This window comes from Pseudomonas sp. 22072, from assembly GCF_052046095.1.
GTDB lineage: Bacteria > Pseudomonadota > Gammaproteobacteria > Pseudomonadales > Pseudomonadaceae > Aquipseudomonas > Aquipseudomonas paracarnis.
In genome coordinates this window covers 163,194-175,347 of record NZ_JBQEQE010000007.1, presented here as the reverse complement: position 1 = coordinate 175,347, position 12,154 = coordinate 163,194, and the positions used below count along the sequence as shown (strand labels likewise).

General features: G+C 61.2%; 13 protein-coding genes. 5 read left to right on the top strand and 8 right to left on the bottom strand.

Features of this window, described 5'->3' with window-relative positions; all coding sequences use genetic code 11:
• Positions 1-42 precede the first annotated feature (42 nt).
• Genes ACTJLA_RS09985 through ACTJLA_RS09970 form a run of 4 tightly spaced genes read right to left on the bottom strand, consistent with a single transcriptional unit; the run spans position 43 to position 4,669 of the window.
• Entirely contained in the window at positions 43-1,305 is a 1,263-nt protein-coding gene (locus tag ACTJLA_RS09985; protein ID WP_197883275.1) for an efflux RND transporter periplasmic adaptor subunit, read from the bottom strand.
• Positions 1,295-2,773: a TolC family protein gene (locus tag ACTJLA_RS09980; RefSeq protein WP_054898715.1), complete on the bottom strand. Its 1,479-nt coding sequence runs from the start codon at positions 2,771-2,773 to the stop codon at positions 1,295-1,297. Before ACTJLA_RS09980 ends, ACTJLA_RS09985 begins: the two co-directional genes overlap by 11 nt.
• Complete coding sequence (locus ACTJLA_RS09975; RefSeq protein ID WP_054898716.1) at positions 2,766-3,965, bottom strand: ABC transporter permease; 1,200 nt, start codon at positions 3,963-3,965, stop codon at positions 2,766-2,768. Before ACTJLA_RS09975 ends, ACTJLA_RS09980 begins: the two co-directional genes overlap by 8 nt.
• Positions 3,962-4,669: an ABC transporter ATP-binding protein gene (locus tag ACTJLA_RS09970; protein WP_034127896.1), complete on the bottom strand. Its 708-nt coding sequence runs from the start codon at positions 4,667-4,669 to the stop codon at positions 3,962-3,964. Before ACTJLA_RS09970 ends, ACTJLA_RS09975 begins: the two co-directional genes overlap by 4 nt.
• 355 nt (positions 4,670-5,024) lie before the next feature.
• Between ACTJLA_RS09970 and ACTJLA_RS09965 the strand changes: the two genes are divergently transcribed.
• A complete protein-coding gene (locus ACTJLA_RS09965) occupies positions 5,025-5,756 on the top strand; it encodes a TetR/AcrR family transcriptional regulator (protein ID WP_034127895.1) in 732 nt (243 codons plus the stop codon).
• 281 nt (positions 5,757-6,037) lie between these two features.
• Here the strand turns inward: ACTJLA_RS09965 and ACTJLA_RS09960 are convergent, their stop codons facing one another.
• Both ACTJLA_RS09960 and ACTJLA_RS09955 read right to left on the bottom strand, forming a co-directional pair.
• Positions 6,038-7,099: an FUSC family protein gene (locus ACTJLA_RS09960; RefSeq protein ID WP_034127894.1), complete on the bottom strand. Its 1,062-nt coding sequence runs from the start codon at positions 7,097-7,099 to the stop codon at positions 6,038-6,040.
• 163 nt (positions 7,100-7,262) lie between these two features.
• A complete protein-coding gene (locus tag ACTJLA_RS09955) occupies positions 7,263-8,879 on the bottom strand; it encodes an NADP-dependent glyceraldehyde-3-phosphate dehydrogenase (protein ID WP_034127893.1) in 1,617 nt (538 codons plus the stop codon).
• 138 nt (positions 8,880-9,017) lie between these two features.
• Between ACTJLA_RS09955 and ACTJLA_RS09950 the strand changes: the two genes are divergently transcribed.
• Positions 9,018-9,878: a Dyp-type peroxidase gene (locus tag ACTJLA_RS09950; protein WP_198861981.1), complete on the top strand. Its 861-nt coding sequence runs from the start codon at positions 9,018-9,020 to the stop codon at positions 9,876-9,878.
• Between the two features lie 20 nt (positions 9,879-9,898).
• Here ACTJLA_RS09950 and ACTJLA_RS09945 read toward each other — a convergent pair whose 3' ends face one another.
• The gene (locus ACTJLA_RS09945; protein WP_105227174.1) at positions 9,899-10,420 is read right to left on the bottom strand and encodes a DUF3087 family protein; all 522 of its coding nucleotides are present in this window, start codon (positions 10,418-10,420) and stop codon (positions 9,899-9,901) included.
• A 114-nt stretch (positions 10,421-10,534) separates the two neighbouring features.
• Here ACTJLA_RS09945 and ACTJLA_RS09940 point away from each other — a divergent pair, with 114 nt between their 5' ends.
• A complete protein-coding gene (locus ACTJLA_RS09940; protein WP_032902836.1) occupies positions 10,535-10,714 on the top strand; it encodes a hypothetical protein in 180 nt (59 codons plus the stop codon).
• Positions 10,715-10,726: 12 nt separating this feature from the next.
• Positions 10,727-10,927, top strand: a complete 201-nt coding sequence (locus tag ACTJLA_RS09935; protein ID WP_032902837.1) for a DUF6021 family protein — start codon at positions 10,727-10,729, stop codon at positions 10,925-10,927.
• 30 nt (positions 10,928-10,957) lie between these two features.
• Here the strand turns inward: ACTJLA_RS09935 and ACTJLA_RS09930 are convergent, their stop codons facing one another.
• Positions 10,958-11,194 (bottom strand): DUF6555 family protein, encoded by a 237-nt coding sequence (locus ACTJLA_RS09930; RefSeq protein WP_003192128.1) that lies wholly within the window; start codon positions 11,192-11,194, stop codon positions 10,958-10,960.
• Between the two features lie 120 nt (positions 11,195-11,314).
• Here ACTJLA_RS09930 and ACTJLA_RS09925 point away from each other — a divergent pair, with 120 nt between their 5' ends.
• Positions 11,315-12,148, top strand: a complete 834-nt coding sequence (locus tag ACTJLA_RS09925) for an arylamine N-acetyltransferase family protein (protein ID WP_072446046.1) — start codon at positions 11,315-11,317, stop codon at positions 12,146-12,148.
• Positions 12,149-12,154 lie beyond the last annotated feature (6 nt).

Here is a 12,154-nt window from a genome sequence, read left to right as displayed (position 1 = left end):
CTCCCTCGCCACAGTGCAGCGTTCCCACATCTGGATCGAGGATCAGTGATTGATTCCCCCGACCCTCACCAACCCCGCTTCAAGCCCAAACACCTCAACCCCCTGCGGCGTCGATTGCCCGGTGGTGACTTTTACCCGCTGCACCGGTTTATCCATCGCCGTCCGATACTCCACCGTCATGTCCGCCTGGATCGCCTGGCTGGGAATCACGATCGCCTGGTCATTGTTATAAGTGACAATCGTCAACCTCGCACTCATGCCCAGGCGCACCCGTTGTAACTGCTGGGGCGTCAGGGTGGGGATCGACAAGGTCACCGGAAACTGCGCACTGCCCTGGCTGTCGCTGGCGATGGCCAGGCCGCTGACCACGCTGACTGAACCTGTCAGCCGCTCGCCATCAAAGCCATCGCCCATGACTTCAACGGTCTGGCCCTGACGCAGCTGGTTGATATCCAGCTCTGAGACCTTGGCCACGATTTTCAAGCGTTCGATATTGGCCAGCCCGAACAGCACCTGGCCCTGGCTGACCTTGCTGCCGGCCTGCACCGGCGCGTTGTTATTGCCGCCACCTTGAGCGGTACTGGTGCTGCCGGGCGCCGGTACCACGATGCCGGAGAAGGGCGCCTTGACCTCCTTGCCTTCGAGCAGTGTTTGCAAGGCTTCGTACTTCACCGTGGCATTGGTCAGCTCCATTTCGGCGATCTGCCGGTATTCGCCCTGGCCTTGGTCCAGGGCTTGTTGCAGCTCACTGCGCGCCGCCACCAAGTCCAATTGCTGTTGCTGGGTTTGCTGTTTGAGGTCATCCAGTTCGTTGCGCGGGATGATGCCGCGCTTGAACAGGTTTTCGCTCTCGGTGAGTTTGCGTTGGGTGTTGCCCGCGGTCATTTCAGCGGTGCGTAAACTGCGACGGGCGCGGCTGACGGTGGGGCTGCTGCCCCAGTCCTGCATTTCCTGCACGGTGCGTCGGGCCTTGAGTTGCGCGGAGAGGGCGTCGCGCAGCTGTACTTCAAGCGTCGCCGGGTCCATGCGCAACAGGACTTGGCCGGCCTCAACGCGCTGGCCTTGTTCGACCAGGTTGGCCAGCACATTGCCGTCGAACGGCGCCGTCAGGACGACGGTGGTGTCAGGCTCGATCTTGCCCACCAGGCCGATCTGGTGCACCAACGGGTCGGGCTTTACGGCCAGCCACTGTTCGCCTGTACCCGCCTGCTCAGCCCCGCTGCGTTGACTGAGCAGGGCGGCGGCCGCGCCGGCCAACAGCAGGAACAAGGCAACGGCCAGCAGGGATTTTTTATTAGTAGTCATTAAGGGCAATTTCCCAACTTTCCAGCGTCATGCCCAGGGTCAGATCAAGCTGAGTCTGGGCGTTCAAATAAGCGATCAGCGCATTGAGCTGGGCGTTTTCGGCGTTGCGCAGGTCGGTCTCGAAGCTCAGCACCTGAAAGTTGGTGGAGCGCCCGGCGCTGAGCTTTTCCCGCTCGATCTCGATCTTGCGCCGCGACAACTCCACGGCGCGCTTGGATATTTCATATTGGCGCCAGCGGGTGCCAAGGTCACGCACCACATTGTTGACGTTGCGCTCCAGCTCCTGGCGGGCGTCGGTAATGCGGATTTCCTGGTCTTCTACATTTACCCGTGCACGCACTTCGGCCTGGCGCGTGCTGATATCGCCAATAGGGATTTGCACTTGCACCCCGGCGTAACTGTCCCAGGTGCGGTTATTGTTATGGCCGTTGTCGTTATCGGTGGCGGCGCGGATCTGGTTGGCGCCGGCGACCAGGTCCACCTGCCAGCGCCCGGAATCTTTGGCGATCACCAGGTCGAGGTCGGCCTGTTGGCTGCCGAGCAGGGCAGCGAGGTATTCCGGTTGCTGGTTTTGCGCGAGGTTGAAGGCCTGGCGTTTGTCGATCTCCATGGGGGTGGCTTCCAGGGCCTCGGTGGCACGCACCGGTGTCGACAGGTCCAGGGCCAGCAGGCGCAGCAACGCCAGGCGGCTGGTGTCGAGTTGGTTGCGCGCTTCTTCCACGCCTAATTGCTGGGTGGCGATATCGGCTTCGGTCTGCACGATCTCGAATTCGGCCATGCGCCCGGCGCTGATCAGCGCTTTGTTCACCTCCAGTAAAGTAGTGGAGCGTTTGAGCGCTTCCTGGACGATCACCAACTGTTCCTGGGCGCGCAACAATTCGCGGTAGGTGGCGATGATCTGGCTGATGGTCTGCGCCACGGTGGCCTTGAGGTTCAGGCGGTTGGCCTGCTCGGCCAGGCGCGACAGGCGCAGCGGTGCGGTGGTGGCATCCCAGCCGGCCCCGCGCATAAGCGGTTGGATGATCGCAAGGTCCAGGCCGTCGCTGCGGTAGCGGCCGGCGCGGTTGGCGTTGTTCAACTGCTGGGTCCAGGCCATGCTCAAGCGCGTGCCGTATTCGCCGAGCAGGCTGCTGGTGGGCGCGACGTTGGCGTTGCGCGCATTGTCTTGGGAGCCGCGGGTGCTGCGGTAATAGCTGTTGAGGGTGAGTTTGGGGTTGAACACGTCTTCGGCCACGCGCAGGTCGAACTTCTGCGCCACCCGTTGCAGGTAGGCGCTGCGGATCGCCGGGTTATTACGCAGGCCCAGGTACACCGCGTCCCCCAGGGTCATGGTGCTGGCCTGGGCATTCAGCGAGACGCTACGCTCGTAGCCGCTGCGGGTAGTGCTGGGTGCCTGAGGGTTGATCACTACGTCGGCGGCCATGCCCGGCAGGCTGGTCAGCATGAGCAGTGCCATGTACTTATTCATCGCGCAGGGCCTCGACCGGCTGCAAGCGTGAGGCCGACACCGCCGGGTAAATGCCAAAGAACAAACCCACCAGCAACGTGCTGCCCACGCCCAGGGGCAGGGCAGCCACTGCCAACGCAAAGGCCCAGCCCGACAGCCACGCATACAGCCAGGCAGCGGTCATGCCCAGGACTGCGCCGCACAGCGCACCCACGGCGGTGAGAGTGACCGCTTCGAGCAAAAACAGGTTGCGGATATCCCGCTGGCGCGCGCCCAGGGCCATGCGGATGCCGATCTCACGGCGACGTTCCGAGACGTTCATCAGCATCACGTTCATCACCCCGACACCGCCGCCCACCAGGGAGATCGCGCCGAGGGCCAGGAGTAGATAGGCAAAGGTGCGGCTTTGGCGGGTCATGCCATCGATCATTTGCTGGGGCACCGTGATGTCGACGCTATGGTCGCTGAGCTGGGGTTGCAGCGCGGCGGCGGCATCCCTGGCGATACGTTCCATGTCCTGTCCCGGCGCTGCGCGAATGATCAGGTTGTTGATCTGCGGGTTGGCGTAGATGCGGCGCATGCCCTCGGCGGGAATAAACAACGATTCGTTGGCTTGCACCGGCATCAGCATGGCCCTGGGCTGGTTGTGCAGGATACCCACCACCAGAAACAGGTAATCGTTGATACGCACACGGTCGCCCAGTTGCAGCGGGTCACCTGGCGCGCCAAGGGCCTGGGCGAGTTGGTCGCCGATCACTCCGTAGGTTTGGTTGGCGTCGAAGGGTGACAGGAAGCGCCCCTCACGCAGCGCCAGGCGCATGGCGTCCTGGATACCCGCAGTACTGCCGACAAAGTTGGCATTGGCGGTCCGCCCATGAAACACAATGGGCCCGCTGAACAGGCTGAGCGCGCCGATATGGGCAATGCCCGGCACTGCCCGGCGTACCGCATCCAGGTCGAGCTGGGTGCGCATCGGTACGTTGATGCTGCCCTTGGGCGGGAACTGGGCGATGAGGGTGTCGGTACCCATGTCCTTGAAAATCATCGCCGCATCCACCGCCGCGTTGTGGCCGATATTGATCAGCGCCACCACCGAGGAACTGCCGATGACGATCCCCAAGAGCGCCAGGATCGAACGCTTGCCCAGGGTACGCAGGCTGATAAAGGCTTCGTGCAGCAACTGGCTGAGGCTCTGCTCGACCCGCAGGCTCATGGGCGCCCGGCCTCATGCACCACGCCGTTGCACACCAGGATCTTGCGCTCCAGACGCTCGGCAATGTGGGGGTCGTGGGTGACGATGATCAGCGTCACCTGTTGGTCACGGTTGAGGTTCAACAGCAGGTCCATGATCTCTTGGGCGGTAGTGCTGTCGAGGTTGCCGGTGGGTTCGTCGGCCAGGATCACCGAGGGTTTGCCGACCAAGGCGCGGGCAATGGCCACACGTTGGCGCTGCCCACCGGAGAGGTCGGCGGGGCGATGGTGGGCGCGTTCGGCGAGGCCGACTTGTGCGAGCATGCGCTGGGCGTGTTCCACCGATTCATGCCGCGACACGCCGCGATAACTCAAGGGCAGCGCGACGTTGTCCAGGGCACTGAGGCGTGGCAGCAGGTTGAAGCTCTGGAACACGAAACCGATCTGCTGGTTGCGGATTGCCGCCAGCTCATCGGGGGTGGCGTTGAAAATATCGTGGCCGGCAAAGTGGTACTGGCCGCAGTTGGGCAGGTCCAGCAGGCCGAGGATATTGAGCAGGGTGCTTTTGCCGGAGCCAGAGGCACCGAGAATGCCGCAGCTGTCACCGCTGGCGATGGACAGGCACACGTCATTGAGAATGCTCAATTCTTGCCCGGCGAGCTGATAGCGCTTACCGATGCCTTGCAGGGAAATCAAGCCGGGTTGCGCGGGGGTCTGTGTCATCATGACTACGCCTGCAGTCTCGACGGTACCGCCTTGCTCCCCGAAACTCCTTGTAACAAGTTCAGAAGCTGCCTGTAGCCGTCACGGACTGGTTTTATTTCTTGTTTTTAAAATATTGTTTGAATAGTAACTGCCTTCCTGACGCTTCGCCAGCCGTCGAGGTAGAGCGGTTTTACCGGTTGAAACGATTTTCTCAGCGGGTGTCAGAGGTGGGTAAAAACCCTACGATTTGCCTCAAAAGCCCGGATATAAGGGCTTTGCAAGATATGGCGGAGTGTCACTACTTGCTTTCGACGGGCCGCCCCGGTATAAAAAATCAAATTATTTTTTAAAACAATATTTCCGCCGTGGAACCCATATGGTCGCGAAGAAACTCAGCGCTCCAAACGTTACCAAGACTCGATTGCTGGATGCGACAGAGGCTCTTTTCATCAAGTACGGCTATGACGCCGTGTTGCTACGGCAGATAACCGAGCGTGCCCAGGTCAACCTGGCGGCGGTGAACTACCACTTCGGGGACAAGGACTCCCTGATGAAAACCTTGCTGATGCAGCGCCTGGAGCCCCTCAACGAGCAACGCCTGGAACTGCTGGCGCGCTGTGAAGCCGAATCCGATGGCCCGCTCGATTGCGACACACTCCTGGGCGTGCTGTTTGCCCCGGCCATGGGCCTGGAGCGCAGCGACCCGGCCAGCGGGGAAGGGCGTTCGTTCATTCGCTTCCTGGGCCGGGTCTACAGCGACACCTCGCCGTTTATCCAGGAATACCTCAAGGTCCATTACCAGCCGGTGTTCCAGCGCTTCTTCGAAGCCTTCGCCCTGGCCCTGCCGGATTTGCCACGTAATGAACTGGGGGTGCGCCTGCAATTTGCCCTCAAGGCCATTTCCGGCGTCATGGCAGGCACCGAACTGCGCCTGCTGATGAACTCCATGAGCCTGGGCCGCCCGGCCACGGATGCCGAGGTGATGGCCAAGCTGATCACGCTGGTGTCGGCGGCGATTCGGGTGCCGCAGCAAAGCCAGGAAGCCGAAACGGCACTGGCCAAGGTGCTGGAAACCCAGCGCGCCCTACGCGAACACCACGCCCTGTAGGAGCGAGCTTGCTCGCGTAAAACGTCAACGATAACGCGAGCATTCTGGCTAACCGCGGCGTCATCGCGTTCTTCGCGAGCAAGCTCGCTCCTACAGAGGTTGGCCCTTTTTCGGAGCCAAAAAACAGGCAAAAAAAAGCCCGCTGGGGCGGCGGGCTTGATATGCAACGTTTGTAACGGATGAGGCTTCACACTACGTCTCGGCTTGTGAATAAAACGTGAAAAATATGTAAGAGAAAGTGTGAATGTGTCGATGTACGTAAAGCTGCTCTCCAGCTGTCGCTAAATCTTCCAGCGTGCGGCACTTTTGCCAAGCCGTTGACGCATCTGATCGACGTTCGCCGCCAGTTGCAGGGTCAACAGGCGATACCCATCCAGCGCGCTGTACACCGGTGCATCAAGCGCAGGCTCGCTGGCATGGGCGTGACCGGTACGCTCCAACCGCTCCGTCACCCCCGATTTCAACGCGCGCGCCATACCCACCAACTGCACCCGGATTTGCCGATGCTCGGCCTTCAACATGACTTGCATCCGCGCCGTGGCCTGCTCATCACGCGGGTCTGGCCGGGTATTGCCCAGAATCTCCAGGGTGCTGATGCACAGGCGCAGGTGACGTTGGATCGCGTCCAGTTCAGTCATGGAAATCCGCACTTCCTTGGACACCGACGGCATCAACGAACGCAGTTGCACCATCGCCCCGTTCAAACGGTTGAGCAGCTTGAGGTGTTCATCGTCAGTCACGGACTGGCCATTGATGATCCGGCTATAAATCTGCGCGCAGTCACGCAGGGCGCTGGCCAGGTTGTAGCGCCACGAATACACGGCGTACAACGGCAAGGCAAAGGAAAACGCCAGGGCCAGCACAATGCCGATGAGGATATCGACGGTGCGCCACAGGCCATCGGAGATCGGGTTGTCGCCATGGCCGGCGACGATAAACACCGTGATCGCCGACAGCAGCGCGATATAACCGCCCTTGCCGATGGCGTGATAGGAAAAGAATCCGCACACCACGGACATCAACAGATAGGTGAGCAACGGCAGGCCGAAGTAAGCCTGTTGTACCACCAGCAGCAAGCCGACGCTGGCGCCGATCAAGGTGCCGTAGGCGCGTTCGACGGCTTTCTTGCCGATATTGCCGTGGTGCTGCAACCCGCCGATGACGATCAGCATGGTCACCGACGCCCATTCACCGTGGGGCAGGTTGAGGCCGGTGGTCAGCAGGATGGTTGCCAGCAAACCCACCGATACGCGCGCGGCGTGGATCAGCTTGGCATGGCGAAAGCGGCGGTAGGGGTCGAGCAAGGGGCGCAGCAGGCGCCGGGCAAAGAAGGGCAGGTTCATCAGTCTTAAAATGGCCTCAAATGTATGAATGTGCTTGATCAAATGTGGGAGCTGGCTTGCCTGCGATAGCATCACCGCGACCTGACTGAAAGACCGAGGAGCTGGCATCGCAGGCAAGCCAGCTCCCACACTGACCTGTCTGCACATTGGAACGGGGTTGGCTTCAGAAGATGTAGTCGGTGGTCAGGAAACTCGAATCGCGGTTGCGCAAAATATCGCTGACCAACGCCTTGTTACTCTCCTGGAACTTGGTCGCCACCAAGGTGCGGATCGAGAACACGCGCAAGGCGTCATGCACCGACAACGTGCCCTCGGCCGAGTTCTTGCGCCCGTTGAAGGGGAATGTGTCCGGACCGCGCTGGCATTGGGCATTGATATTGATACGGCCCACCTGGTTGGCGAAGGTGTCCACCAGGCGTCCGACTGCCACGGGGTCGGTGCCGAAGAGGCTCAACTGCTGGCCGAAATCCGAGTCCAGCACGTAGTCGATCACGGTCTCCAGGTCACGATAGGGCACGATCGGCACCACCGGGCCGAATTGCTCTTCGTGGTAGACGCGCATCTGCGGGTTTACCGGGTACAGCACCGCCGGGTAGAAGAACGAACCACGGCTGCTGCCGCCCTCGGGGTTCATGACCTTGGCGCCATGGCGCGCCGCATCGGCCACCAGTTCGCTGAGGTAATCGACCTTGCCCACTTCCGGCAGTGGCGTCAGCGCCACGCCATCCTCCCACGGCATGCCGGGCTTGAGCGTCGCCAGCTTGGCGTTGAATTTCTCGATAAAGCGCTCGACCACGTCTTCATGCACGAACAGGATCTTCAACGCGGTGCAACGCTGGCCGTTGAACGACAGCGAACCGGTGACGGCTTCGTTCACCGCATTGTCCAGGTCCACTTCGGGCAGCACGATCCCCGGGTTTTTGGCATCCAGGCCCAGCGCAGCACGCAAACGGTGTGGCTTGGGGTGCAGTTTTTTCAGATCACTGGCGGCCTTGTTGGTGCCGATAAACGCAAAGATGTCGATCTTGCCGCTGGCCATCAGCGCGCTCACGGTCTCGCGGCCGCTGCCGTAGATCACGTTGATCACCCCGGCCGGGAAGCTGTCGCGGAAGGCTTCCAGCAAAGGGCGGATCAACAGCACACCCAGCTTGGCCGGCTTGAACACCACGGTATTGCCCATGATCAAGGCCGGGATCAGCGTGGTGAAGGTCTCGTTCAACGGGTAGTTGTAAGGCCCCATGCACAACGCCACGCCTAGGGGGACGCGGCGGATCTGGCCGAGGGTGTCCTGCTCCAGTTCAAAACGACTGCTGCGGCGGTCGAGTTCCTTGAGGGCATTGATGGTGTCGGTGATGTAGTCGCAGGTACGGTCGAATTCTTTCTGCGAGTCCTTGAGGTTCTTGCCGATCTCCCACATCAGCAGCTTGACCACCGCATCGCGCTGTTCGCGCATGCGCCGCAAAAACGCTTCGACGTGCTGGATACGCTCGACCACGCGCATCGTCGGCCATGCACCCTGGCCACGGTCGTAGGCGCGCACGGCAGCATCCAGGGCGGTGAGGGCGGTGTCGGCATCCAGCAACGGCGTGCTGCCGATGTGTACACGCTCATCACCCAGTTGCACGGGGCTTTGCACGCGGGCGAGCGGGCCGTTCCACACCTGCAACTGGCCATCGACCAGGTATTCACGTTGTTCAATGGGCGCCGCCAGGCGAAATTGCTCGGGAATCTGCGCGGTGGAGGTGGGAAACAGCTGGGCGAGCAGGTTGCTGGTGGTCATGTCGCTACCCCTGGAATAGTTGCAAAACATGACTAGAGAGTCACCCAACAAGCGGCTCTAACGCAAGGCTTGCGCGCATTCTTGTACGCAGGGTGGTGTACGCCGGGTAAACTGCGCGGCTTTTCAGAAGGAGTTCACATGAGTCAGTACCAGCCGGGCATTCTTGCCGCACCGGTGCCTTTGCAGGCCCGCCATCTGTTTTTTGCCCTGGATTCGTTGCAAGCCGTGCCCGCTGCGCTGGACGCGCTGGTGCAGTTGACGGATGCGGCGGCCGTGGTGGGGTTCGGTGAGCCGCTGGTAAAAGCGCTGGGTGCCCAGATCCCAGGGCTGCGCTCATTCCCGGCCGTTAGCGGCCCTGGCGCGCACAACCCGTCGACTCAGCAGGCGCTGTGGGTATGGTTGCATGGGGTGGATCGCGGTGAGTTGTTGCTGCGCAGCCGTGCCGTGGAAAAAGCGCTGGCTCCGGCGTTTCGCCTGGTGCAATCGACTGAAGGTTTCCGCTACAAGACCGGCTTTGACCTGACCGATTACGAAGACGGCACCGAAAACCCCCACGACGATGCCGCCGTGCAAGCCGCGCTGACCGACACCGGCGCCAGCTTCGCCGCGATCCAGCAATGGCAGCACGACCTCGACGGTTTCGCCGCATTGCCTGCCCAGGAGCGTGACCACATCATTGGCCGCCGCCATGGCGACAACGAAGAACTCGACGACGCCCCGGAATCGGCCCATACCAAGCGCACCGCCCAGGAAAGCTTTACCCCGGAAGCCTTCGTGGTACGTCGTTCGATGCCCTGGGCCGAGAATGGTCAGGCGGGGTTGATGTTCCTCGCGTTTGGTCATTCATTCGATGCGTTTGAAGCGCAGTTACGACGCATGAGTGGGTTGGAAGATGGGATTGTCGATGGCCTGTATCGCATCAGCAAGCCGCTGACCGGAGGCTATTACTGGTGCCCGCCGGTGAGGGAAGGGCGCCTGGACCTGAGTCTGGTTTTTTAACCGCCTTTTTGCCTGCTCCCTCAAGCGCTTTTGAGCGCTTCCAGCCACGCGGGATCGAGCCGGGTTTGTTCGGTGTCGATCCCCAGTGCGTGCATCTTCGCCTTGTGTGCTTCGATTTCGCCGACCAGTTGCGCCTGGGCGCTGGAGTTGGCGTCCAGCTCGTGCATCTGCGTCAGCCCCAAGTGATAGAAGCGCAACAGCTTGATGGCTGCCGGGTCGTTGGCCTGTACCCGCTCGGTGACCTTGTGCATGACATTGGTCACGCTCATCAGGCTGCGCTTGAGTTGCCAGCCATACACCGCTGGCGCCAACCAGGCCTGGCTCCAGAACGGGCCACGCACCAGCGCGACCGTGATCAACACGCCGGCGAAGACGCCGCCGACGTTGAAGCGAAAATTGTCACCGCCAGGCTCACCGAACAGCATCACCGCCAGGCTCGACAGCAGCATGGCCAGGGCCAGGAACAGCACCGCGACGATCAACGTGCTGCGGCGGGTCTGTTGGCGATAGGCAGTGGGGTCGCAGGGTTTGAGTTCGAACATCCGGGGCAGGTCTCCAAAAAGGGCGGTCATCTTCTCACGCCTGGCGTAATGAAGTTGAACGATGGCGCGGGGCGGTTTCTCTAAAATGGTGAACCCCTCATGAGGTCAGTCATCATGTCTGAACACAAGCAGCCACCCCCAGGTACACCGGATCCGAACCGTACGCCGGGTGAGGAGGAGCGTGATAACGATGCGTTGCGCCCCAACGATCCCAAAGAGCGTGGTCCGGACAACGATGTCGAGCGCGTCGAAGAAGACCTGGAAAACCTCCACGACAGAGCCCGCCCGCTTTAGCAGGAGAATATGATGAACAAACCTACCGATGGTCCCTCTTCCAACGAACACGCCAGTGGCAAGGACGAACTGGGCTTCGACCCGGATTCGCCGGATGTAGCCGACCCACAGGTCGATCCCATCGGCCCGGCTATTGCGCCGTTGGACAAAAAGGACGACGAGACAGCGAAAAAAAAGCCGCCCTACGATCCGTTGGGCGACTTGAAGCAATGAACCGAGCCCCGCCGTTGTGCGGGGCTTTGTTTACCTGGGCGGCGACCAGCTGACGTCGCTGATACCGTATTTTTCCGCCCAGGGCCGGGTGGTCTTTTTCACCTGTTCGTGACCTACGCGGCCGATGCGGCTGACATGGGCAATGTCGGCATCGACGGCCGCCCAATGCCAGGCCTCGGCGTTGTTCATCACTTCGGCGCGCACCACGAAAGACTTGGGTTTACCGTGTAGCTGATAGTGGACGGTGTAGATTTTTGCGGTACTCATGCTGCCTCCCAATCTTGTTATAGATGGATAGGCCGGCGCTCCAAAAGGTTCATTCAAAATGACAACGCACGCAGAGGCGCGGCATAGTGACGCTCTTGCCCCGCGCCCAAGGACCGTGCCATGCACACACTCACCGATAGCCGCCTGTACCTGCAACGCCTGGGCTATGCCTCGCCACCGCCGCCCACCCTGCAAACCCTGCGGGACTTGCAACTGCGCCATGTGTGCAGCTTTGCCTTTGAAAGTCTGTCGACGTTGATGCATGCACCGGTACCGATCGACCTGCCCAGCGTTGAGCGCAAGGTGCTGCACGAGGGGCGCGGCGGCTATTGCTACGAGTTGAACCAGCTGTTCCTGGCACTCTTGCAGGAGTTGGGCTTCGAAGCCCGTGGCATCACCGGGCGTGTGGTGATCGGCGGCCCACCAGACGCCCACACTGGGCGCACCCATCGCTTGAGCCTGGTGACCCTCGACGGCGTGCGCTATATCACCGATGTCGGTTTTGGCGGCATGGTGCCCAGCAGCCCGTTGCAACTGGACAACGACGCACCCCAGGCCACCGCTCATGAGCCTTATCGCCTGACGCTCAAACACGGCAGCTACACGCTGTGGGCGCAGGTGGGCGAGGAGTGGCGTGGCCTGTACGTGTTCGATCTGCAAACCCAGGCCGACATCGACTATGAAATCGGCAACTGGTACGTCTCCACGCACCCAGGCTCCCCGTTTGTAGGGCAGTTGAAAGCCGCGTTGCTTGCGCCTGGCAGGCGCCATACGTTGGCCAACGCCCGCTATGCGGTTCATTACCTGGACCGGCCCAGCGAGAAGCGCAAGCTGGAGAGTGCTGATGAGTTGCTGACGTTATTGCGCGACACCTTCGGCATTTGTTTGCCGGCTCAGCCGCAACTTCGCGAAGCGGTTGAGCACCTAATCAGGGCCGATCTCGAAGAGTATTGAGATAGA

What these genes read in the sequence shown, in the direction of transcription:
- ACTJLA_RS09980 (WP_054898715.1), bottom strand. Translation starts at nt 2,773, where the DNA reads ATGAATAAGTACATGGCACTGCTCATGCTGACCAGCCTGCCGGGCATG.
- ACTJLA_RS09955 (WP_034127893.1), bottom strand. Translation starts at nt 8,879, where the DNA reads ATGACCACCAGCAACCTGCTCGCCCAGCTGTTTCCCACCTCCACCGCG.
- ACTJLA_RS09970 (WP_034127896.1), bottom strand. Translation starts at nt 4,669, where the DNA reads ATGATGACACAGACCCCCGCGCAACCCGGCTTGATTTCCCTGCAAGGC.
- ACTJLA_RS09945 (WP_105227174.1), bottom strand. Translation starts at nt 10,420, where the DNA reads ATGTTCGAACTCAAACCCTGCGACCCCACTGCCTATCGCCAACAGACC.
- ACTJLA_RS09965 (WP_034127895.1), top strand. Translation starts at nt 5,025, where the DNA reads ATGGTCGCGAAGAAACTCAGCGCTCCAAACGTTACCAAGACTCGATTG.
- ACTJLA_RS09930 (WP_003192128.1), bottom strand. Translation starts at nt 11,194, where the DNA reads ATGAGTACCGCAAAAATCTACACCGTCCACTATCAGCTACACGGTAAA.
- ACTJLA_RS09925 (WP_072446046.1), top strand. Translation starts at nt 11,315, where the DNA reads ATGCACACACTCACCGATAGCCGCCTGTACCTGCAACGCCTGGGCTAT.
- ACTJLA_RS09985 (WP_197883275.1), bottom strand. Translation starts at nt 1,305, where the DNA reads ATGACTACTAATAAAAAATCCCTGCTGGCCGTTGCCTTGTTCCTGCTG.
- ACTJLA_RS09960 (WP_034127894.1), bottom strand. Translation starts at nt 7,099, where the DNA reads ATGAACCTGCCCTTCTTTGCCCGGCGCCTGCTGCGCCCCTTGCTCGAC.
- ACTJLA_RS09935 (WP_032902837.1), top strand. Translation starts at nt 10,727, where the DNA reads ATGAACAAACCTACCGATGGTCCCTCTTCCAACGAACACGCCAGTGGC.
- ACTJLA_RS09940 (WP_032902836.1), top strand. Translation starts at nt 10,535, where the DNA reads ATGTCTGAACACAAGCAGCCACCCCCAGGTACACCGGATCCGAACCGT.
- ACTJLA_RS09975 (WP_054898716.1), bottom strand. Translation starts at nt 3,965, where the DNA reads ATGAGCCTGCGGGTCGAGCAGAGCCTCAGCCAGTTGCTGCACGAAGCC.
- ACTJLA_RS09950 (WP_198861981.1), top strand. Translation starts at nt 9,018, where the DNA reads ATGAGTCAGTACCAGCCGGGCATTCTTGCCGCACCGGTGCCTTTGCAG.